This is a genomic window from Enterobacter cloacae complex sp. ECL414, assembly GCF_021869685.1.
Taxonomy (GTDB): Bacteria; Pseudomonadota; Gammaproteobacteria; order Enterobacterales; family Enterobacteriaceae; genus Enterobacter; species Enterobacter kobei.
Genome location: NZ_CP091481.1, coordinates 730,266 through 753,244, shown reverse-complemented (window position 1 = coordinate 753,244; position 22,979 = coordinate 730,266). Strand labels below are relative to the sequence as shown.

At 55.4% G+C, this 22,979-nt stretch carries 20 protein-coding genes; 3 read left to right on the top strand and 17 right to left on the bottom strand.

What is annotated here, in order from left to right:
• Positions 1 to 35: 35 nt before the first annotated feature.
• The gene (locus tag L3068_RS03505; protein ID WP_117580911.1) at positions 36 to 1,079 is read right to left on the bottom strand and encodes a GMP reductase; all 1,044 of its coding nucleotides are present in this window, start codon (positions 1,077 to 1,079) and stop codon (positions 36 to 38) included.
• 228 nt (positions 1,080 to 1,307) lie between these two features.
• Here L3068_RS03505 and coaE point away from each other — a divergent pair, with 228 nt between their 5' ends.
• Genes coaE through yacG form a run of 3 tightly spaced genes read left to right on the top strand, consistent with a single transcriptional unit; the run spans position 1,308 to position 2,875 of the window.
• Positions 1,308 to 1,928, top strand: a complete 621-nt coding sequence (gene coaE / locus L3068_RS03500) for a dephospho-CoA kinase (RefSeq protein WP_023332085.1) — start codon at positions 1,308 to 1,310, stop codon at positions 1,926 to 1,928.
• Positions 1,928 to 2,671, top strand: coding sequence for a cell division protein ZapD (gene zapD / locus L3068_RS03495; protein WP_014882553.1), 744 nt, complete (start codon positions 1,928 to 1,930; stop codon positions 2,669 to 2,671). Before coaE ends, zapD begins: the two co-directional genes overlap by 1 nt.
• Before the next feature lie 9 nt (positions 2,672 to 2,680).
• Complete coding sequence (gene yacG / locus L3068_RS03490; protein ID WP_014882552.1) at positions 2,681 to 2,875, top strand: DNA gyrase inhibitor YacG; 195 nt, start codon at positions 2,681 to 2,683, stop codon at positions 2,873 to 2,875.
• A gap of 33 nt (positions 2,876 to 2,908) precedes the next feature.
• Here the strand turns inward: yacG and mutT are convergent, their stop codons facing one another.
• The 16 genes from mutT to ftsI all read right to left on the bottom strand — a co-directional run bounded on the left by mutT (position 2,909) and on the right by ftsI (position 22,977).
• Positions 2,909 to 3,301, bottom strand: a complete 393-nt coding sequence (mutT, locus tag L3068_RS03485; RefSeq protein WP_014882551.1) for an 8-oxo-dGTP diphosphatase MutT — start codon at positions 3,299 to 3,301, stop codon at positions 2,909 to 2,911.
• A 57-nt stretch (positions 3,302 to 3,358) separates the two neighbouring features.
• A complete protein-coding gene (secA, locus tag L3068_RS03480) occupies positions 3,359 to 6,064 on the bottom strand; it encodes a preprotein translocase subunit SecA (protein ID WP_236904777.1) in 2,706 nt (901 codons plus the stop codon).
• Between the two features lie 58 nt (positions 6,065 to 6,122).
• Entirely contained in the window at positions 6,123 to 6,626 is a 504-nt protein-coding gene (gene secM / locus L3068_RS03475; protein WP_181969307.1) for a secA translation cis-regulator SecM, read from the bottom strand.
• Positions 6,627 to 6,905: 279 nt separating this feature from the next.
• A complete protein-coding gene (gene lpxC, locus L3068_RS03470; protein ID WP_014882548.1) occupies positions 6,906 to 7,823 on the bottom strand; it encodes a UDP-3-O-acyl-N-acetylglucosamine deacetylase in 918 nt (305 codons plus the stop codon).
• A 101-nt stretch (positions 7,824 to 7,924) separates the two neighbouring features.
• Complete coding sequence (gene ftsZ, locus L3068_RS03465; RefSeq protein WP_008501978.1) at positions 7,925 to 9,076, bottom strand: cell division protein FtsZ; 1,152 nt, start codon at positions 9,074 to 9,076, stop codon at positions 7,925 to 7,927.
• 63 nt (positions 9,077 to 9,139) lie between these two features.
• Entirely contained in the window at positions 9,140 to 10,396 is a 1,257-nt protein-coding gene (gene ftsA, locus L3068_RS03460) for a cell division protein FtsA (protein WP_006173845.1), read from the bottom strand.
• Positions 10,393 to 11,235, bottom strand: coding sequence for a cell division protein FtsQ (gene ftsQ / locus L3068_RS03455; protein ID WP_014882547.1), 843 nt, complete (start codon positions 11,233 to 11,235; stop codon positions 10,393 to 10,395). The genes ftsA and ftsQ overlap by 4 nt, the downstream gene beginning before the upstream one ends.
• A gap of 1 nt (position 11,236) precedes the next feature.
• Positions 11,237 to 12,157 (bottom strand): D-alanine--D-alanine ligase, encoded by a 921-nt coding sequence (locus tag L3068_RS03450; protein ID WP_049010314.1) that lies wholly within the window; start codon positions 12,155 to 12,157, stop codon positions 11,237 to 11,239.
• Positions 12,150 to 13,625: a UDP-N-acetylmuramate--L-alanine ligase gene (gene murC / locus L3068_RS03445; RefSeq protein WP_063433996.1), complete on the bottom strand. Its 1,476-nt coding sequence runs from the start codon at positions 13,623 to 13,625 to the stop codon at positions 12,150 to 12,152. The genes L3068_RS03450 and murC overlap by 8 nt, the downstream gene beginning before the upstream one ends.
• Before the next feature lie 56 nt (positions 13,626 to 13,681).
• Positions 13,682 to 14,746, bottom strand: a complete 1,065-nt coding sequence (gene murG, locus L3068_RS03440) for an undecaprenyldiphospho-muramoylpentapeptide beta-N-acetylglucosaminyltransferase (RefSeq protein WP_014882544.1) — start codon at positions 14,744 to 14,746, stop codon at positions 13,682 to 13,684.
• Positions 14,743 to 15,987, bottom strand: a complete 1,245-nt coding sequence (gene ftsW / locus L3068_RS03435; protein WP_014882543.1) for a cell division protein FtsW — start codon at positions 15,985 to 15,987, stop codon at positions 14,743 to 14,745. Before ftsW ends, murG begins: the two co-directional genes overlap by 4 nt.
• Positions 15,987 to 17,303 (bottom strand): UDP-N-acetylmuramoyl-L-alanine--D-glutamate ligase, encoded by a 1,317-nt coding sequence (murD, locus tag L3068_RS03430; protein WP_117580905.1) that lies wholly within the window; start codon positions 17,301 to 17,303, stop codon positions 15,987 to 15,989. The genes ftsW and murD overlap by 1 nt, the downstream gene beginning before the upstream one ends.
• 2 nt (positions 17,304 to 17,305) lie before the next feature.
• Complete coding sequence (mraY, locus tag L3068_RS03425; RefSeq protein WP_008501985.1) at positions 17,306 to 18,388, bottom strand: phospho-N-acetylmuramoyl-pentapeptide-transferase; 1,083 nt, start codon at positions 18,386 to 18,388, stop codon at positions 17,306 to 17,308.
• The gene (gene murF / locus L3068_RS03420; protein ID WP_045134570.1) at positions 18,382 to 19,740 is read right to left on the bottom strand and encodes a UDP-N-acetylmuramoyl-tripeptide--D-alanyl-D-alanine ligase; all 1,359 of its coding nucleotides are present in this window, start codon (positions 19,738 to 19,740) and stop codon (positions 18,382 to 18,384) included. The genes mraY and murF overlap by 7 nt, the downstream gene beginning before the upstream one ends.
• Positions 19,737 to 21,224, bottom strand: a complete 1,488-nt coding sequence (gene murE, locus L3068_RS03415; protein WP_014882540.1) for a UDP-N-acetylmuramoyl-L-alanyl-D-glutamate--2,6-diaminopimelate ligase — start codon at positions 21,222 to 21,224, stop codon at positions 19,737 to 19,739. Before murE ends, murF begins: the two co-directional genes overlap by 4 nt.
• A complete protein-coding gene (ftsI, locus tag L3068_RS03410; RefSeq protein ID WP_014882539.1) occupies positions 21,211 to 22,977 on the bottom strand; it encodes a peptidoglycan DD-transpeptidase PBP3 in 1,767 nt (588 codons plus the stop codon). Before ftsI ends, murE begins: the two co-directional genes overlap by 14 nt.
• Positions 22,978 to 22,979 lie beyond the last annotated feature (2 nt).

Here is a 22,979-nt window from a genome sequence, read left to right as displayed (position 1 = left end):
ATAGCTGGCGCACGGACATGCGCCAGCGAAAGCCATTACAGGCTATTGAAAACGCGGTTTTCCTGCTCCTGAACGCGAATAAACGTCGTACGTTTCGTCAGCTCTTTCAGACGGGAGGCACCCACGTAGGTACAGGCTGAGCGCAGGCCGCCCAGGATGTCGCGCGCGGTGTTTTCAACCGGGCCACGCAGAGGCAGCTTCACGGTTTTGCCTTCTGCCGCACGGTATTTTGCCACACCACCAACGTGACGGGTCATTGCAGACTCAGAGCTCATACCGTAGAACAGCATGAATTTCTCACCGTTTTCTTCCACCACGGTGCCGCCGCTCTCTTCATGACCGGCCAGCATACCGCCGAGCATCACGAAGTCTGCGCCGCCGCCAAACGCCTTCGCCACATCGCCCGGCATGGTGCAACCGCCGTCACTGATGATCTGGCCGCCCAGGCCATGCGCCGCATCGGCACATTCGATAACGGCGGACAGCTGCGGATACCCAACGCCGGTTTTGACGCGCGTGGTGCATACGGAGCCCGGGCCAATGCCCACTTTCACGATGTCGGCACCGGAGAGGATCAGCTCTTCACACATTTCACCGGTCACCACGTTGCCCGCGATGATGGTTTTCGTTGGCCAGGCCTCACGCGCCTTGCTGACGAACTGCACGAAATGCTCGGAGTAACCGTTCGCCACATCAATACACACAAAATTGAGCGCCGGGTTCGCATTCAGGATCTGTTTGGTCTTCTCGAAATCGGCATCAGAGGTGCCGGTGGAGACCATCACATGCTTCACCACATCCGCAGAGGCGGATGCAACAAACGCATTCCACTCTTCCAGGCTGTAGTGTTTGTGCACTGCGGTGAGAATATCGAACTGCGCCAGGGCGGTTGCCATCCCGAAGGTGCCCACCGTATCCATATTGGCGGCAATAATCGGCACGCCAGACCAGGTCTGACCGGAATGTTTAAAGGTGAAGTGACGTTCGAGTTCAACGTCTGAGCGACTTTTCAGTGTAGAGCGTTTAGGGCGGATAAGAACGTCTTTGAAACCTAACTTCAGATCTTCTTCGATACGCATGTGCGGATTCCTGGGGTTAGAGGCAAATATGTTAAAAGCACAACTCCAGTGACGCTATCATACGCACTAATACCTGCTCCGCAAGACTGCGAAATTCTCTTTTTTTAAGCTACAATCCTATAAATTTACCTGGTAAAAAGCCGGTAAACAGGGCTAAACAGTGGCTGAAGCACGTTTGAAATTTAACCAACTGATTTTAATAATGAATAATTCCCAGGATTTGATTTAATGGGGTATATCGTCGCATTAACCGGCGGCATCGGTAGTGGCAAAAGTACCGTTGCGGACGCATTTTCTCGTCTGGGTATCACGATTATTGATGCCGATATCATTGCCCGTCAGGTGGTAGAGCCCAATACACCCGCGCTAAAAGCCATCGAAAACCATTTTGGTCCGGCAATTATCAGTGCAGATGGCACGCTAAATCGCCGCAAGCTACGCGAATGCATTTTTTCCGATTCTGCGGAAAAACTCTGGCTTAATGCCCTGCTCCACCCCATTATCCACCAGGAAACTCAGCGTCAAATTGCCGCAGCCCGCTCGCCGTATGTTCTGTGGGTGGTTCCGCTGCTGGTAGAGAATCAGCTGCACAATAAAGCCGATCGGGTGCTGGTCATTGATGTCTCGCCTGAAACGCAAATCCAGCGCACCGTGACGCGCGATCGTGTCTCGCGCGAACAGGCTGAACAAATTCTTGCCGCTCAGGCCACGCGCGCTCAGCGCCTTGCCGTTGCGGATGATGTTATTGATAATAACGGCGCACCAGATGCCATTGCATCGGATGTTGCCCGCCTGCATGCGCAGTATTTGGCGTTCGCCGCGCAGGCCGTTGCACAGGAAAAACCATAATGTCGACCCACATCCTTTTTGAGCATCCGCTCAACGAAAAAATGCGTACCTGGCTGCGTATCGAATTTCTGATTCAACAACTTTCACAACATTTGCCCGTCAGCGATCATGCCACTGCGTTGCACTTCTTCCGCAACGTGGGGGATCTGCTGGATGTCATTGAGCGGGGCGACGTCCGCACAGAGCTTCTGAAAGAACTGGAGCGCCAGCAGCGTAAATTACAGGCCTGGGCCGAAGTGCCGGGCGTGGATCAGAGCCGCATTGATTCACTTCGTCAGCAGCTTAAAAACAGCAGCAGTACGCTGATGGCCGCACCTCGTGTCGGGCAATTTTTGCGAGAAGATCGCCTGATCGGCCTGGTGCGCCAGCGCCTGAGTATTCCTGGTGGCTGCTGTAGTTTCGACCTGCCAACGCTGCATATGTGGCTGCATATGCCGCAGGCACAGCGTGATGCGCAGGTGAACAGCTGGCTGGAAAGTCTCGCCCCCATGCACCAGACGCTGTCGCTAATTCTCGACCTCATCCGTAACTCGGCGCCGTTCCGCAAGCAAACCAGCCTGAACGGTTTCTATCAGGATAACGGCGATGATGCCGATCTTCTGCGTCTGAATTTATCGCTCGGCGAGCAGCTTTACCCACAGATTTCCGGGCATAAGAGTCGTTTTGCGATCCGCTTTATGCCTCTGGACAGCGAGAATGGCACCGTGCCGGAACGCCTCGATTTTGAACTGGCCTGTTGTTAAGGAGTGCCGATGTCTGAAGTGACCACCGTAAACTGCCCCACCTGCGGAAAAACCGTTGTATGGGGCGAAATGAGTCCGTTCCGTCCATTCTGCTGCAAGCGCTGTCAGTTAATTGACCTTGGAGAATGGGCGGCGGAAGAGAAACGCATTCCGAGCAAAGGCGATCTCTCGGACAGCGATGACTGGAGTGAAGAGCAGCAATAGCTTTAAAGCCTGCTGGCGCTTCGCTTAGCAGGCCTACAGGTCGTCCGTCAGTCGGGATATGACGGGCGCATTTGCCGGTGGGAATTTATCGGCATCACTGGCCTGAAGCTCCACCCAGTTACCGGGTTGCCCCTCTTTTCCCCAGGGGTCGCCTTCCCAGTTTTCGACCAGCCAGAACCAAAGCGTGATGTGCCTGTCCGGAAACTGGTATTCGAGCTTATCGAACAGCGTTGCGCCAACTGGCGTAATCCCTACCTCTTCCTGAAGCTCACGCACCAGCGCCTCTTCCGGCGTCTCCCCTGATTCGATTTTTCCACCGGGAAACTCCCATTTGTTCGCCATATGGGCATCGGCAGCGCGCTGGGTAATGAAGATCTGGTTTTGCGGGTTGCGAATAATCCCGACGGCAATTTGCAGTATTTTCATATTGTCACTTCCATAAAAAAGGCGCAGATATCTGCGCCTTTTCATTGTCTTATGAACTTAGCTCAGACGGCCGTGGCAGGCCTTATATTTTTTACCGGAACCACACGGGCACGGATCGTTACGACCCACTTTACGATCGCCAGTCTGCGCGGCGATCGCCGCTGCAGCTTCGCTCTCGTCAGTCTGGTGGCTCAGCTGTTGCATCTGCACCAGACGCTCAGCTTCTTCACGACGCTGTTGTTCCATCGCTTCCACTTCTTCCGGCATACGTACCTGAACTTTGCTCAGGGTGCTGATCACTTCATACTTCAGCGACTCCAGCATAGACGCAAACATGGAGAAGGATTCACGCTTGTACTCCTGCTTCGGATCTTTCTGCGCATAGCCACGCAGGTGAATACCCTGACGCAGGTAGTCCATTGCCGCCAGGTGCTCTTTCCACAGGGAGTCCAGCGTCTGCAGCATCACACCTTTTTCGAAGTGACGCATCATCTCAGCGCCAACCACTTCTTCCTTACGCTTATAAACGTCCAGCGCGGTTTCAAAGATACGTTCGCGCAGCGTCTCTTCGTGCAGCTCAGGCTCTTTGTCCAGCCACTCTTTGATAGGCAGATCGAGGTCAAAGTCGTTCTTCAGACGTTCCTGCAGGCCTTCGATATCCCACATCTCTTCCAGAGACTGCGGTGGAATATGCCCGTCAATGGTCGCTTTGAACACATCTTCACGAATGCTGTTGATGGTTTCGCTCACGTCGGACACGTCCAGCAGTTCGTTACGCTGGGTGTAGATCGCACGACGCTGATCGTTCGCAACGTCATCATACTCCAGCAGCTGCTTACGAATATCAAAGTTGCGGCTTTCCACTTTACGCTGCGCGTTGGCAATCGCTTTAGTGACCCACGGGTGCTCGATGGCTTCGCCTGGTTTCATGCCCAGTTTACGCATCATGCCGGACACGCGGTCGGAGGCGAAAATACGCATCAGCGCATCTTCCATAGACAGGTAGAAGCGAGAAGAACCGGCATCCCCCTGACGGCCCGCACGGCCACGCAGCTGGTTGTCGATACGACGAGATTCGTGACGCTCGGTACCAATAATGTGTAAACCACCGGAAGCCAGAACCGCGTCGTGACGTACCTGCCAGTCTGCTTTGATTTGTGCAATCTGTTCTGGCGTTGGGTTTTCCAGCTCAGCAACCTCAGCCTGCCAGCTACCGCCCAGCATAATATCGGTACCACGACCCGCCATGTTGGTAGCGATGGTCACGGCAGCCGGATAACCCGCCTGAGCAACGATATCCGCTTCTTTAGCATGGAACTTGGCGTTCAGAACGTTGTGTTTAATGCCTGCTTTCGTCAGCTCATTGGAAACCACTTCGGATTTCTCGATGGAGATGGTCCCCACCAGAACCGGCTGCCCATTGGCAGTACGGTCGCGAATATCTTCGATGATTGCCTGAATTTTTTCCGCTTCGGTCATGTACACCAGGTCCGGCATATCCTTACGGATCATTGGACGGTTGGTTGGAACGACAACGGTATCCAGCTTGTAGATGGAGCTGAATTCAAACGCTTCGGTATCAGCAGTACCGGTCATGCCCGCCAGCTTCTCGTACAGACGGAAGTAGTTCTGGAAGGTGATGGACGCCAGGGTCTGGTTTTCATTCTGAATATCCACACCTTCTTTGGCTTCCACAGCCTGGTGCAGACCGTCAGACCAGCGACGTCCCTGCATGGTACGGCCGGTGTGTTCATCGACGATGATGACTTCGCCGTCTTTCACAATGTAGTCGACGTCACGGGTGAACAGCGCGTGGGCGCGCAGTGCAGCCGTTACGTGGTGCATCAGCATGATGTTGCTCGGAGAGTACAGGGACTCCCCCTCTTCCATAATGCCTTCAGCGACCAGCAGCTCTTCAATTTTCACCAGACCGCGCTCGGTCAGGTTCACCTGGCGCGCTTTTTCATCAACGGAGAAGTGACCTTCACCCTGGAAGGTGTCGGAGTCTTCTTTCTCCTGACGCAGCAGGTGCGGAATGATTTTGTCGACTTTGCGGTACATCTCAGAGCTGTCTTCGGCAGGGCCGGAGATGATCAGCGGGGTACGCGCTTCATCGATCAGGATGGAGTCCACCTCATCCACCAGCGCGTAGTGCAGTTTACGCTGGACGCGCTCTTCAGGGCTGAAGGCCATGTTGTCACGCAGGTAGTCGAAGCCGTATTCGTTGTTGGTGCCGTAGGTGATGTCCGCGTTATACGCTTCACGCTTGGCTGGCGCAGGCAGGCCGGACATGTTGATGCCGACCGTCATGCCGAGGAATTCGAACAGTGGACGGTTGTTTTCGGCGTCACGCTGGGCCAGATAGTCGTTGACGGTAACCACGTGAACGCCTTTACCGGTCAGCGCGTTCAGGTAAGCCGGCAGCGTTGCGGTCAGGGTTTTACCTTCACCAGTACGCATTTCCGCGATGCAGCGCTCGTTAAGCACCATACCCCCCAGCAGCTGAACGTCGAAGTGACGCATGCCAAACACACGTTTACTCGCTTCACGCACTACGGCGAAGGCTTCCGGGATCAGGCTTTCTAAGGTTTCCCCTTTTTCCAGACGCGCGCGGAATTCCACGGTTTTTGCTTTCAGCTCGTTATCGGAGAGCTTCTCCATCGCCGGTTCCATACCGTTGATGACAGCGACAGCTTTGCGCATACGGCGCAGTGTACGATCGTTACGACTACCAAAAACTTTAGTTAATAATTTGATTAGCATAATAAATTCTCAAACGCCCCATCGTGGGCAGATAAATTAAGGTATTGAAAAAGTTAATTTAGCTGAGGCGTTGCGGCCCGGCGCGGATGCCATGGGCCTGGCTAATCCAGGTTGATACAGAGAATGAGACTGGCGGAGTGAGCACAGTTTGCGCCGTCTGGCGAACCATAACCGGCGGCTGGCCGTCCTGCGTGAGCAACGCGTTGAGCGTATCCAGCAGGGCAAGGTGCTGTGCCTGTACCGGCAACGTCTCTTCGGCAACAGGCATTGTCTGCGGCGCCATCGCAAATGACAGATGACGAATGACCGTGCGGATAGCGTGCTGGTGCCAGTAATCAACGGAGAAATTCGGGCGACGACTGGCTTCAAGCCACGCGAGGTTAGTAAAGTTAACCCGCGTGTTGAGATCGTGTTTGGTTGTGGAGGTTTTCGCTGGCGTCGCCGCTTCGGCACTGTTGCTGAGCGCAGGCAAGCCGAGACTCGCCGCGACCATCCCCAATAAGAGATGCGGCCAGAAGTATCGTCTGCCAAATTGTCGCCAGCGCGTCAGTATTCCGCTCACTTGCTCCACCACATAAGCCTGCCAGTTACAGGCTAAATTCAGTTATTTTTTTTAAGCGCCCAGATATTACCACTAATGCCGCTACACAACAGCAGGAATGAGGCATCGTTGCAGGGAAAAACGGTCAAGAATGCAGCTAACGCACACATTTTCTGCGCAAGACAAACAAGAGAGAATGCTGGGGCAAACGAAGACGGGTAAAAATAAAAACGACTGGTCTTCCTGGTCGGAGAGAGTACCAGGTTAACCAGTCGATTTTTTACGAAACGGTGTGAACCGTTAAGCCAGAACCGTGCTTGGTGCTTTGAAGGCCAGCGGCAGTTCCGCTTCGTCTTCAAAGGTCACATATTCCCAGGCTTCCTGTTTTGCCAGGACTGCCTGCAACAGTTTGTTGTTCAGTGCATGACCGGATTTAAACGCGGTGAATGCACCAATGATGTTATGACCACACATAAACAGGTCGCCGATCGCATCCAGCATTTTGTGACGCACGAATTCGTCTTCAAAACGCAGGCCGTCTTCGTTCAGTACGCGATAATCGTCAACAACGATGGCACAATCGAAGCTGCCGCCCAGGCACAAGCCGCGGGACTGCAGATATTCGATATCACGCATGAAGCCAAACGTACGTGCGCGGCTAATCTGGCGCATAAACGCATCAGCAGAGAAGTTCATCGCATAGCGTTGGGTGCTGGCATCAATCGCCGGATGGTTAAAGTCGATGGTAAAGTCCAACGAGAAACCATTGTACGGTTTGAATTCAGCCCACTTGTCGCCATCTTCGACACGAACGGTCTCTTTGATGCGAACAAATTTCTTCGCGCAGTTCAGTTCTTCAATGCCGGCATCCAGCAACAGATAAACGAACGGAGCAGCACTGCCATCCATAATCGGGATTTCTGGCGCATCGACTTCAACCATAATGTTGTCGATACCCAGACCCGCCAGGGCGGCGTTCAGGTGCTCTACGGTAGAAATCCGCACGTCATGCTCGTTCACCAGACAAGTACAGAGCATAGTATCACGCACAGATTTGGCATCGGCCGGAAAATCTACCGGTGGATTCAAGTCGGTGCGACGATAGATGACCCCGGTATTGGCCGGCGCAGGGCGTAACGTCAGTGTGACTTTCTTGCCGGTATGTAAACCGACACCCGTCGCCTGAACGATACGTTTAAGTGTCCTTTGTTTGATCATCGTATAATCTCGCCAAATTAACTATCCAACCGAAAGTGTATATCACTAACGGTGGGCCAGTTTAGCACAAAGAGCGCAAATCCCCAAATTCCAGCCAATTCTTAGTCAGCTTGCTTACGCAGGAACGCCGGGATATCCAGATAATCTGGCTCTTTCGCCGTTTGCGGCGTTGGGTCGTTCACCACTTTCGCGGCCGGTTTCTGCTCTTGAGTCAGAGGAGACATACCGTGCTGCTGGTAACGATCCATTACCGGTTGCTGAGTCTGTTTGTTGGTCACCAGGGTGATCTCAGGACGCTTATCCATACCGATACCGGTGGCAACAACAGTTACACGCAGCTCGTCGTTCATTTCCGGGTCGAGAGACGTACCAATTACCACGGTGGCATTGTCAGAGGCGAACGCACGGATAGTGTTACCCACGGTTTCGAACTCATCCAGACGCAGGTCAAAGCCAGCGGTAATGTTGACCAGCACGCCGCGCGCACCAGACAGGTCGATATCTTCCAGCAGTGGAGAAGAGATAGCCATTTCAGCCGCTTCTTCTGCACGGTCTTCACCGCTTGCCACGCCAGAGCCCATCATCGCATAGCCCATTTCGGACATCACGGTACGAACGTCTGCAAAGTCAACGTTCATCAGGCCAGGACGGGTAATCAGTTCGGCGATACCCTGAACCGCGCCTTTCAGCACGTCGTTTGCCGCGCCGAAGGCGTCCAGCAGGGAGATACCGCGACCCAGAACTTTCAACAGTTTGTCGTTCGGGATGGTGATCAGTGAGTCCACATGCTTGGACAGTTCGGTGATACCCTGCTCCGCGAAAGCCATACGCTTCTTGCCTTCAAAGTTGAAAGGCTTGGTCACGACAGCAACGGTCAGGATACCTAAATCTTTAGCGACTTCTGCGACAACAGGTGCTGCACCGGTACCCGTACCGCCGCCCATACCTGCTGCGATGAAGACCATGTCCGCACCTTCCAGTGCAGCACGCAGGGCTTCACGATCTTCTTCAGCCGCGTTGCGACCGACTTCCGGGTTTGCCCCAGCGCCCAGCCCTTTGGTGATGCCACCGCCGATCTGGATAGTCTGGCCAACTGCTGTTTTACGCAGTGCCTGCGCATCGGTGTTAACTGCAAAGAATTCAACACCTTCAATGCGTTCACGCACCATATGCTCTACGGCGTTACCGCCGCCGCCACCGACGCCGATGACTTTAATCACCGCGTCGTTGGTCAGTTCCATAGGTTCAAACATAATTTCTCTCTCCGTTGTGCCTGTCGCCCGAGACCGCTAATTCTCTCCGGTCTCTTAAAAAAATTAAAACTCTTTTCGCAGCCAGTTGTTCAGTCGTTTGACCCACGACCCCACTGAAACGCGTTTTTCCACTTCTGCTTCACCACTGAGATGAGATTCCTTCCCGTAGTGGAGCAGGCCCACAGCCGTCGAATAGTACGGCTCCTGAGCATAATCCGTTAAACCGGTAATATTCAGCGGCGCACCAATACGCACCTGCGTATGGAACACGCGCTGAGCGCAGGCCGCAAGACCTTCAATTTGCGCTGCCCCGCCGGTTAATACAATCCCCGCCGCGAGATGATGTTTCACACCTTGCTGACGAAGCTGTTCCTGTAACTGTAAAATCTCTTCGTTGACCAGGTTGAGCAGCTCGGTATAACGCGGCTCAATCACCTCTGCCAACGTCTGACGTTGCAGGCTGCGCGGCGGACGACCGCCCACGCTCGGCACTTCAACGCTCTCATCTTTGCCAACAATTGAACCCAGCGCACAGCCGTGGCGCACTTTAATCGCTTCTGCATCGCTCGGTGGCGTACCAAAAGCGTATGCGATATCGCTGGTCACAACGTTCCCGGCATAAGGGATCACTTTGGTGTGGCGCAGCGCACCGCCTGTATAGACAGCCATGTCCATTGTACCACCACCAATATCGACCACACAGACACCGAGTTCACGTTCGTCTTCGGTCAGCACGGAATAACTTGCCGCCAGACCGGCGAAAATAAGTTGGTCAACTTTCAGGCCACAACGTTCAACGGCTTTTACAATGTTCTTCGCCATATCGTTGTGACATGTGATCAGGTGCACTTTTGCCTGCATACGCACGCCAGACAGACCGACCGGGTTTTTGATCCCTTCCTGATAGTCGATCGCATATTCCTGCGGGATCACGTGCAGTACACGATGTTCATCGCGCACGCGCACGGACTTCGCCGTATGCACCACGTTTTCAACGTCTTCCTGCGTCACTTCTTCTTCGGAAATCGGCACCATACCGATTTCGTTCTGGCAGCTGATGTGCTTGCCAGAAAGGGCCAGATAGACAGAAGAAATCTGGCAATCCGCCATTAATTCAGCCTGATCGATGGCGCGCTGCACGCATTTCACCACCGACTCAAGGTCATTTACCCCACCTTTATCCATACCACGGGACGGGCAACTGCCCACGCCAATGATATTGACCATACCGTCGGGCAGAACTTCCCCTACTAAAGCGGCAACCTTAGCGGTGCCAATCTCCAGTCCAACTACCAGTTTTCTGTCCGTCGCCTTGATCATTGTTGTTCTGCCTGTACCTGTGCCTGATTCTGTTGCTGATTAGGTTCCTCGACCGGAGCCGGCTCCCAACCGACTGCTGCGCCTGAGTCATAGCGCAAATCAACGTAGCTTATCCGTTTGCCGTCCGTCTGCGCCTGCTGCTGTAAAACCGGGTAAAGTTCTACAAAACGCGCCAGACGTTTCATTGTGTCGCCGCGCCCCAGGTTGAGCTTAATGCCGTTCGTCAACGTAAGCTGCCAGGAGCGGCGCGCCGTCATTGCAGCATCTTTTAACGTAAACCTGTCCTTCGCCAGCACCTGACCCATTTCACGAAAACCCTGCAAGACTTCGTTTTCGCTACCTTCAGGGCCATACAACATCGGTAAATTTTGCTTGTTAACACGATCGGATGGGACGCTGAAGGAATTTCCGTCTACGTCAACCATGTGCTGATCATTCCAACGCGCAATGGGCACATATTCAACCAGATGAATCTTCAATTCATCAGGCCATTGCTTTCTGACACTCGCCTGTTTTATCCAGGGCAGACGTTCAATCTGACTCTGAATAATATTGACGTCCTGAGTCATAAAGGTGCCGGGCGATCCCAGCGCCAGAATTGACTGGCGAATATCATCGTTACGCGTGTAGTGACGCTCGCCGGTCACCACCAGCTTTGACAGAGGCAACCGCTGCGCATCTTCCATCCAGCCCAGCACCATCCAGCCGCTGATAAACACGGTGCACAGCACCCCGAGCAGGAAAATAATCCCTGCAAGACGCGTTCCATTACTCCGGCGTGAAGAAGCATATTCTTCTTCGTCATCGCGGTTGCGCGTGTTCAATGCAGCCTGAGACATATCAGCCCGCCTGGTCCAGAATACGTACGACTAACTGAGAGAAGCTCATTCCTGCCTGACGCGCAGCCATCGGCACAAGGCTATGGCTGGTCATTCCCGGAGAGGTATTGGCTTCCAGCAGGTAAAATTGCCCGTCACTGTCCTGCATCACATCAATGCGTCCCCAGCCGCGACACCCAAGAATATTCCAGGCTTTAAGCACCAGGGACTGTAAATCTGCTTCACGCTCAGCTTCCAGACCACAAGGGCAGAAATATTGCGTCTCATCAGAGAGATACTTCGCCTCATAATCATAGAAGACTCCGGCGGGTTGGATGCGAATTGACGGTAAAATTTCTTCGCCAAGCATCGCGACGGTAAATTCCGGCCCGCTGAGCCATTTTTCAATCAGAACTTCTTCATCGTGTTGAAATGCCAATGCTAAAGCCGACGCTAAATCTTCAGCTTTATCGACTTTTGACATTCCTACGCTCGACCCTTCCCGGCTCGGCTTTACAATAACCGGTAAGCCCAGTGCCGCAATGCGTGTATTAACGCTGTCAGACAGGCCCAATTCAAATTCGCGACGCGTCAGCGCCACCCACGGTGCAACCGGTAGCCCCGCGCCCTGCCACAGTAACTTACTGCGCAGTTTATCCATAGAGATGGCAGACGCCATCACGCCGCTGCCGGTGTACGGCATGTCGATCAACTCCAGAAGCCCCTGCAGGGTTCCGTCTTCTCCGCCACGGCCATGTAATGCGATAAAGACTTTATCGAAGCCCATTGCTTTTAACTGCGTCACGTCGACCTCTTTTGGATCGACCAGGTGCGCATTGACGCCCCCTTCACGCAGACCCGCCAGTACGGCAGCGCCGGAATTCAGAGAAACCTCGCGCTCGGCGGACGTGCCGCCAGACAGGACAGCAATCTTATCAGCCATGATGCTCATCCTCCTGAGTTTGCGGCTTCAGTTTGATTTCAGCTAAGGTACGGGCGATTTTGCCGATATTTCCCGCACCCTGGATCAGAATCAGATCGTTACCGCTCAGCACAGGTGCCAGAATTTCCGCCACCTGTACCGGGTCAGAAACCAAAATAGGGTCAACTTTACCGCGTCCGCGAATCGTGCGACACAAAGAACGACTGTCAGCCCCCGGAATCGGAGTTTCGCCCGCTGCATAAACATCCAGCATCAGCAGCGTATCCACCTGCGACAGTACGCTGGCGAAATCGTCATACAGATCGCGGGTGCGCGTATAGCGGTGCGGCTGGAAGATCATGACCAGATTTTTTTCAGGCCAGCCAGCGCGTGCAGCTTTGATGGTCGCGTCCACTTCGGTTGGATGGTGGCCGTAGTCATCCACCAGCATAGCGGTGCCGGCTTTACCGTTTACTGCCTCCAGCGGGAATTCACCGAGGAAATCGAAACGACGTCCAGTGCCCTGGAAGCTTTCCAGGGCGCGCAGGATCGCTTCATCATCGATGCCTTCTTCTGTCGCCACCGCCACCGCCGCTGCGGCGTTGAGGGCGTTATGACGCCCTGGCGCATTCAGCGTAACGTGCAGCAGCTCTTTGTCCTGACGCGCCAGCGTGAAATGCCCCTGCGCACCAACCTGTTTGTACTCTTCCACGCGAACGTCAGCATCCTCACTGAAGCCATAAGTGGTGATTTGACGCCCCACTCGCGGCAGCAGTTCGCGGATGACCGGGTCATCCACACACATCACCGCGCGGCCATAAAACGGCAGGTTGTGCAGGAAGTTGATAAAGGTCTGCTTTAAATTCTCAAAGTCGCCCTGGTAGGTATCCATATGGTCGGCTTCGATATTGGTGACAATCGCCACCATCGGCTGCAGATGCAGGAACGACGCATCGCTCTCATCTGCTTCCGCAATCAGGTAACGGCTGTGACCCAGACGCGCGTGCACGCCTGCGGCTTTGACCAGACCGCCATTGACGAACGTCGGGTCGAGACCCGCTTCGGCATAAATACTGGAAACCATCGCAGTCGTCGTGGTTTTACCGTGGGTCCCGGCAATCGCGATGCCGTGACGAAAACGCATCAGTTCCGCCAACATTTCAGCACGGCGGATCACCGGAATGCGCGCTTCATGCGCGGCAACGATTTCCGGGTTGTCAGAGGAGATAGCGCTCGATACCACCACCACGCTTGCATCGCGCACGTTTTCAGGGCGATGGTTGAAATAGATAGTCGCCCCAAGCGACGCCAGTTGCTGCGTAACAGGGTTTGGCGCCAGGTCAGACCCGCTGATCTGATAACCTTCGTTAGCTAACACTTCGGCAATACCGCCCATGCCAGCACCACCGATGCCAACAAAGTGAATGTGCCGGACGCGACGCATCTCGGGCACGATTGAACGCAGTTTTGCCAGTTGTTGTGTATTCATTCTCTAAACGCCATCGACTACTTAAAATTCGTGCAGCGCAACACGCGCTGCGAGGGTTAAGCCTGGGCTGCCAGGCTCACTTCTTTTGCCACCCGTTCAGTCGCATCCGGGATTGCCACCGCGCGCGCGCGTTGTGCCATCTCCAGCAATGCATCTCTGTTCCAGCCCGCCAGGGTAGTGGCGACCGCGTCGGCGGTAAATTGTGGCTGTTCAAATATCTTCGCCGCACCGGCTTTCTCAAGCGGCAGCGCGTTCCAGTACTGCTGTCGGTCTTTGTGCTGGAACGGGACAAACACCGCGGGCAAACCGGCGGCAGCGATTTCGCTTACCGTCAGTGCGCCAGAGCGGCAAACCACGACATCGGCCCAGGCATAGGCTGCAGCCATATCGTCAATAAATTCGGTCACTTTGTGCTGCGGCTGGCCTTCAGCGGCGTAAGCCTGCTCAACGGTCTGTTGCGCGCCTTTCCCGCTTTGATGCCAAATGGTCACGGCATCACCCAGCTTTGCAGCCACCTGCGGCATCGTCTGGTTTAAAATGCGTGCCCCTTGAGAGCCGCCCACAACCAGAACGCGTACCGGTCCTTCACGCCCCGTCAGGCGGGTGTCCGGCAGCGGCAGCGCCAGCACATCCACACGCACCGGGTTACCTACCACGTCCGCTTTCGGGAACGCACCGGGAAACGCCTGCATAACTTTGGTGGCGATTTTCGCCAGCCACTTGTTGGTCAGACCGGCAATACCGTTCTGCTCATGCAGTACGACGGGAATACCTAGTGACCACGCAGCCAACCCGCCTGGGCCAGAGACGTAGCCACCCATGCCCAGTACCACATCAGGCTTAAAACGCTTCATGATGGTGCGTGCCTGACGCCAGGCGTTAAAAATACGCACCGGAGACAGCAGCAGCGCCTTAAGACCTTTGCCACGAAGGCCGGAAATACGAATAAAGTCGATCTCAATACCGTGCTTCGGTACCAGGTCGGCTTCCATGCGGTCTGCGGTTCCCAGCCAGCGTACCTGCCAGCCCTGCTCCATTAAATGGTGCGCAACCGCCAGCCCCGGGAACACATGTCCGCCGGTACCGCCTGCCATCACCATTAACCGCTTCGGTTGATTCATCGTGAACCTCGTGTAAACGCCTGGGCTTTCTCCAGACGCGTCTCATAATCTATGCGTAACAAAAACATAATGGCCGTCGACATGATCAACAGGCTCGAACCACCATAACTGATCAACGGCAACGTCAGACCTTTGGTCGGCAGCATACCCGCTGCGGCGCCGACGTTAACCAGTGCCTGGAAGCTAAACCAGATCCCAATTGAACAGGCTAAGAAACCTGAGAAGCGGTGATCGATCTCCAGCGCTTTTCGGCCAATCGACATGGCGCGGAAAGCGACGAAGAATACCATTAATAGCGCCAATACCACACCGATATAACCCAGTTCTTCCCCAATAATGGAGAAGATGAAGTCAGTATGCGCTTCCGGTAAATACTCCAGTTTCTGTACCGAGTTACCCAGCCCTTGCCCCCAAACCTCACCGCGACCAAACGCCATCAGCGACTGCGTCAGCTGATAACCACTGCCGAACGGATCTTCCCATGGGTTCCAGAACGAGGTCACACGGCGGATACGGTAAGGCTCGGCGAGGATCAGCAGCACTACCGCTGAAATCCCCATTCCGATGATGGCGATGAACTGCCACAGCTTGGCCCCTGCCAGGAACAGCATCGCCAGCGTCGTGACAAACAGCACCACCACGGTACCGAGGTCAGGCTGCGCCAGCAGCAGGATCGCGAGCACCAGAATCACGCCCATCGGTTTTAAGAAGCCGCGAAGGTTATTACGCACTTCGTCGACCTTACGCACCAGGTAGTTCGCCAGGTAGCAAAACAGCGAAAGCTTGGTGAATTCCGCCGGCTGAATACGCAGCGGGCCAAACGCAATCCAGCGCGATGCCCCGTTAACGGAGCTCCCGACAACCAGTACGATCAGCAGCATGATAATTGACGCAATCAGCATCGCCGTACTGTGCCGCTGCCAGAATGCCATCGGCAGACGAAGCGTCACCAGCGCCAGACAGAACGCCAGAATGATGTACAGCCCGTCACGCTTGGCGAACAGGAAAGGATCGTTAGCCAGACGCTGTCCGACGGGCATCGAGGCCGAGGTCACCATGATAAAGCCGATCGCCGCCAGCCCCAGCGTAAGCCAGAACAGGGTGCGGTCGTACATAATCAGGCTATCGGAGTCTTTTTCCCGCGAAGCCATCACCCAGCCTTTCAGTGCCGCAAACAGCCACACCAGAATTCCAAATCCTGGCAGGCGCGGCATTTTCAGGCGAGGGAGAGATAAACGCATCAGCCTAACTCCTTCGCCAGGCGAGTAAAGATATCGCCACGCTGTTCGAAATTCTTAAACTGATCGAGGCTCGCGCACGCTGGAGAGAGCAGCACCATATCTCCCGGCTTCACGCGCGGGGCGATCAGCCGCATCGCCTGTTCCATCGTTTCAGTTTGCTCGGCAATCTCCGGGCGTAATTCAGCCAGCTCGCTGCCGTCACGACCGAAACAGTACAGGTGGATGTTATCGCCTGAAAGGTACGGCTTCAGGGAGGAGAAATCAGCGGATTTGCCGTCACCGCCCAACAGCAGATGCAGTGTACCGTCAACATGCAGACCGTTCAGCGCGGCCTCCGTACTTCCCACGTTGGTGGCTTTGGAGTCGTTAATCCAGCGCACGCCGTTGTGCTCCAGCGCCAGCTGGAAACGGTGCGCCAGACCGGAAAACGTGGTTAACGCTTTCAGGCTGGAAGAGCGCGGCAGGCCAACAGCATCCGCCAGCGCCAGTGCTGCCAGAGCATTTGTGTAGTTATGCTGGCCGGAGAGCTTCATCTCTTTCACGTTCAGCACTTTCTCACCTTTCACGCGCAGCCAGGTTTCACCCAACTGACGGTTCAGATGATAATCCCCCATGGTGATACCGAAGCTAATGCAGCGATCGTCCGCGCCGCGCACCGGCATGGTCAGCGCATCATCGGCGTTAACCACGCAGACTTTGGCATTTTCATACACGCGCAGCTTGGCGGCGCGGTACTGCTGAAGACCAAATGGATACCTGTCCATATGATCTTCGGTCACGTTAAGGATCGTCGCGGCAGCTGCGCGCAGGCTGGAGGTGGTTTCCAGCTGGAAGCTGGAAAGCTCAAGGACATACAGCTCGCAGCCTTTGTCCAGCAGCATCAGTGCGGGCAGACCGATATTACCGCCCACGCCGACGTTCATACCTGCGGCTTTCGCCATTTCGCCCACCAGAGTGGTGACGGTGCTTTTACCATTAGAACCGGTAATCGCAATAACGGGCGCCTGCACTTCACGGCAGAACAGCTCGATATCACCGACAATCTCCACCCCCGCATCAGCCGCAGCGCTGAGTGAAGGGTGCGCCAGCGCCATCCCCGGGCTGGCGACAATCAGATCGGCGGCCAGCAGCCAGTCATCATTCAGACCACCAAGGTGGCGCTCAACCTGTTCCGGCAGCTTGTCCAGACCCGGCGGAGAGACACGCGTATCCATCACGCGCGGCGTCACGCCACGCGCAAGGAAAAAGTCCACGCAGGAAAGGCCGGTAAGGCCCAACCCGATGATAACGACTTTTTTGCCCTGGTAATCTGCCATGATTAACGTACCTTCAGCGTTGCCAGGCCAATCAGCACCAGCATCAGCGAAATAATCCAGAAGCGCACAATCACGCGCGGCTCCGGCCAGCCTTTCAGTTCATAGTGGTGGTGAATCGGCGCCATACGGAAGATGCGCTGACCGCGCAGCTTGAAGGAGCCGACCTGCAAAATCACCGACAGGGTCTCGACCACAAACACACCGCCCATGATCACCAGCAGGAACTCCTGACGCAGCAGCACGGCGATGATGCCCAGTGCGCCGCCCAGCGCCAGAGAACCGACGTCGCCCATAAAGACCTGCGCCGGATAGGTGTTGAACCACAGGAAGCCCAGCCCCGCGCCGACAATCGCCGTACAGACGATCACCAGCTCACCCGCGTGTCGCAGATAAGGGATGTGCAGGTAGTTAGCAAAGTTCATGTTACCGGTCGCCCACGCCACCAGTGCAAAACCGGCCGCCACAAAGACGGTTGGCATAATGGCCAGACCATCCAGGCCATCGGTCAGGTTGACGGCGTTGCCGGTTCCGACGATCACAAAGTAGGCCAGCAGGATATAGAACAGCCCCAGCTGCGGCATGACGTCTTTAAAGAACGGCACCACCAGCTCGGTCGCGGGCGTGTCTTTTCCTGCCAGATAGAGCGCGAAGGCCACACCAAGCGCGATCACCGACATCCAGAAGTACTTCCAGCGGGCAATCAGGCCTTTAGTATCTTTGCGAACGACTTTGCGGTAATCATCCACAAAACCAATGATCCCATAGCCCACCAGCACGGTAAGCACGCACCAGACGTATGGGTTAGACGGATACGCCCACAGCAGCACGGAGACAACGATTGCAGTCAGGATCATAATCCCGCCCATGGTCGGCGTACCGCGTTTACTGAAGTGCGACTCAGGACCGTCGTTACGCACCACCTGGCCGAAAGAGAGTTTTTGCAGACGGGCAATCATGCGCGGGCCCATCCACAATGAGATGAACAGCGCAGTCAGCAGGCTGACGATGGCACGAAACGTCAGATAGGAAAAGACGTTAAAGCCTGAATAATATTTGACCAAATGTTCGGCCAGCCAAACTAACATGTCCCGTTCTCCTGTAATGCGTGCACAACCTCTTCCATGGCGGCACTACGTGAACCTTTCACTAACACAGTCACAATTTGTTTTTCTGTAATCAACGCCTTCAGGCGCTCAATCAACGCAGCTTTATCGGCAAAATGTTCGCCAACGCCGCTGGCACGGCTAATCGCCTCGCTCAGTTTTCCTGCGCTCAGCACACAGTCCAGCCCTGACGCTTTCGCCGCTTCCCCGACCTGGATATGACAGGCTTCGCTTTCGTCGCCCAGCTCGGCCATATCGCCGACCACCATGACGCGGTAGCCCGGCATTTCAGATAACACCTGCACCGCCGCCGTCATTGAGCCAACGTTAGCGTTATAAGAGTCATCCAGCAGCAGCTTGTTTTCCGCAAGCGGGATCGGGAACAGGCGTCCCGGCACGGCTTTTAACGTTGCCAGCCCGGTTTTAATCGCCTCATGCGACGCGCCCACGGCCGTCGACAACGCCGCAGCCGCAAGCGCATTGGCGATGTTATGGCGACCCGGCAGCGGTAACAGCACGTCTACGTCACCCGTTGGGGTCGTGAGCGTGAACTCTGTACCGTGCGACGTCACATGAATATTGGTCGCGGTAAAATCACTGTTGGCCGCATTCGGCGAGAAGCGCCAGGTTTTACGCGAGCCAATGATGTTCTGCCAGTTCAGCCAGTCGTTGTTGTCGGCATTGAGAATGGCAATACCGTCAGCGGGCAGACCGGTGTAGATCTCGCCTTTCGCTTTCGCCACGCCTTCCAGCGAGCCAAAGCCTTCCAGATGTGCCGCCGCCAGGTTATTCACCAGCGCCGCTTCCGGGCGCGTCAGGCTCACGGTCCAGGCGATTTCCCCCTGGTGGTTTGCTCCTAACTCGATCACCGCAAATTCATGTTCGTTGGTAAGGCGAAGTAATGTCATCGGCACGCCGATGTCATTATTGAGGTTGCCCGCGGTATAAAGTGTATTGCCGCACTGGCTGAGGATCGCCGCCGTCATCTCTTTCACTGACGTTTTGCCTGATGATCCGGTTAGCGCGACAACGCGAGCTGGCACCTGCTGACGAACCCAGGCGGCCAGTTCACCGAAGGCGAGACGCGTATCTTTCACTACAATTTGCGGCAGTTCGATATCGAGTTTACGGCTGACCAGCAGCGCGCCAGCGCCGTTTTCTTTAGCCTGCCCGGCAAAATCATGCGCGTCAAAACGCTCGCCTTTCAGCGCCACAAACAGACAACCCGCGGTCACTTTGCGGGTGTCGGTGGTTACCGCGTCAATGGTCAGATCTGGACCCAACAGTTCGCCGTGCAGTACCGCAGCCGCCCGGCTTAAGGTGATGCTAATCATGCGACGACTCCCAGCAGACGCGCTGCCGTTACGCGGTCGGAGTAGTCCAGACGACGATTGCCAACAATCTGATAATCTTCGTGGCCTTTACCTGCCAGCAGAACCACATCATTTTCTTTGGCCTGCATGATGGTGTTGGTCACGGCTTCCGCACGGCCCTCCACCACGCGGGCGCGACCGGCGTCCAGCATGCCCGCCAGAATGTCGTTGATGATGGCGCGCGGCTCTTCCGTGCGCGGGTTGTCATCGGTTACTACCGGAATATCCGCGAACTGTTCCGCAATGGCGCCCATCAGTGGACGTTTGCCTTTATCGCGATCGCCGCCGCAGCCAAAGACGCACCACAGTTTACCGGTACAGTGCAGGCGGGCCGCTTCCAGCGCTTTTTCCAGCGCATCCGGCGTGTGGGCATAATCGACAACCACGGTCGGTTTGCCCGGCGCGCTAAACACTTCCATACGACCGCAAACAGGCTGCAGACGTGCCGAGGTCTTCAGCAGTTCAGCCATTGGGTAGCCCAGCGCCAGCAGCGTTGCCAGTGCCAGCAGCAGATTGCTGACGTTAAATGCGCCCATCAGGCGACTTTCAATTTCACCTTCGCCCCATGAAGAGGCAAAGCGGATCGTCGCCCCGCTGTCGTGATAGTTAACGTCAACGGCCTTCAGCCAGCGGCCGTGGCAGTTGGGATTGATATGGTCTTCCATCGACACCGCAACCGCGTCTGGCAACTTCGCAAGCCAGCGGCGACCGACTTCATCATCGGCGTTGATGATGGCTTGTCCGTAATGGTGAGTCGAGAACAGCAGCCATTTCGCGGCTTCGTAATGCTCCATATCACCATGATAATCAAGATGATCGCGACTCAGGTTGGTAAACACAGAGGCGGCAAACTTCAGCGCCGCAACACGATGCTGTACCAGACCGTGCGAAGAAACTTCCATCGCAGCAAAGGTTGCCCCCTGCCCTGCCAGACCGGCAAGAACATGCTGTACGTCAACTGCCGAGCCGGTGGTGTTTTCCGTTGGGCTGACTTTGCCCAGCAGGCCGTTACCCACGGTGCCCATTACCGCGCCGGTTTCACCCAGCAACTGGGCCCATTGCGCCATCAGCTGCGTGGTGGTGGTTTTTCCGTTCGTGCCCGTCACGCCAACCAGACGCAGCTGGTCGGAAGGTTCGTGATAAAAACGTCCTGCCAGAGCAGAAAGACGTTCATTCAACTGGCTGAGATAGATAACCGGCACACCGTGCATTTCACGGATCTCACCGTCGGTTGCCTCATCTTTGGCCTCAGCAATAATGGCAGCAACACCTTGCGCAATCGCCTGCGGGATATAACGACGCCCGTCCGCCTGATGACCGACCACCGCCACAAAAAGATCGCCAGAAGCCGCAACGCGGCTGTCCAGTACCATCTCTCGCAGTGCTCGCTCCGGTGCATTTGGCACCCACGGAGCGAGAAGGTCGCGCAAATTACGATCTGCCACCTGTACCCTCGCCTTGATTAATTACAAATTCACTTTTTTCGCCCGTCGCCAGCGCATCCGGTTCAATGTTCATGGTACGTAACACGCCGCCCATGATAGCTCCGAACACAGGCGCGGAGACGGCGCCGCCGTAGTATTTACCCGCCTGTGGATCGTTTATGACGACCACCAGCGCAAAACGCGGATTGCTTGCAGGCGCTACGCCTGCGGTATAGGCAATGTATTTGTTGATGTAGCGGCCGTCTGGCCCCACCTTTTTCGCTGTACCGGTTTTAATGGCAATGCGATAGCCTTTGATCGCCGCCTTCACGCCGCCGCCGCCGGGCAGCGCCACGCTTTCCATCATGTGCACAACGGTACGAACGATGGATTCCGGGAAGATACGCTCGCCCGGAACCGGTGGATCAACTTTGGTAATCGACAGCGGGCGATAGACGCCATAGCTGCCAATCGTTGCGTAGACTCGCGCTAACTGTAACGGCGTTACCATTAGCCCATAGCCGAAAGAGAAGGTGGCCCTCTCTATGTCAGACCACCGTTGTTTTTGAGGATATAAGCCACTGCGTTCTCCGACCAACCCCAAATTGGTCGCCTTTCCCAGTCCAAAACGTGAGTAAGTCTCTACTAACGCTGAGGACGGCATCGCTAACGCCAGCTTTGAAACACCGACGTTACTCGACTTCTGTAACACCCCGGTCAGGGTCAATTCGCTGTAGCGCGCCACGTCTTTAATCTCGTGGCCGTTGATACGGTAAGGGATCGTGTTCAGAACCGTGTTTTCATTGACGATGCCGCGCTGAAGCGCCGTCATCACCACCATCGGTTTCACCGTGGAGCCAGGTTCGAACACGTCGGTAATTGCCCGGTTACGCATCGCATCTTTTGCGGTACCGGTAAAGTTATTCGGGTTGTAGGACGGACTGTTAGCCATCGCCAGCACTTCGCCGGTGCTGACATCAACCAGCACGGCACTGCCAGACTCCGCTTTGTTGAACGCTACGGCGTTGTTCAGCTCGCGATAAACCAGCGCCTGCAAGCGCTCGTCGATACTCAGTGCCAGGTTGTGTGCCGCCTGGCTGTCCGTAGAGGAAATATCTTCGATGACACGCCCATAGCGGTCTTTACGCACAATGCGCTCGCCCGGCTGGCCGGTGAGCCACTTATCGAAGCTTTTTTCAACGCCCTCAATCCCCTGACTATCGACGTTAGTGAAGCCGATGAGGTGAGCGGTTACTTCGCCGGACGGATAATAACGACGGGATTCCTCACGCAGATGAATGCCCGGCAGCTTCAGTTTACGAATGTAGTCCGCCATGTCAGGGTTAACCTGACGCGCCAGATAGATAAAACGCCCTTTCGGGTTGGCGTTAACGCGGGAAGCCAGCTGATCCAGCGGCATTTTCAGGGCATCTGACAGCGCTTTCCAGCGGTTGTCCAGCGTAATGCCACCGGCGTCGTGCAGCTCTTTCGGGTCGGCCCAAATCGCTTTTACCGGCACACTCACGGCCAGCGGGCGACCAGAACGGTCAGTGATCATCCCACGTGATGTCGACACTTCCTGCACACGTAGAGAGCGCATATCACCCTGACGTACCAGCATGTCAGGGGCGATGATTTGCAACCACGCCACACGTCCCAGCAGGAAACCCAGCGCCAGTAAAATGCAGCCGCAAAGCAACGCAAAACGCCAACTGACAAAGTTGGCCTGTTCTTCCTGACGTTTTGGTTTTAGCGTTTTTGCCGCTGCTTTCATGC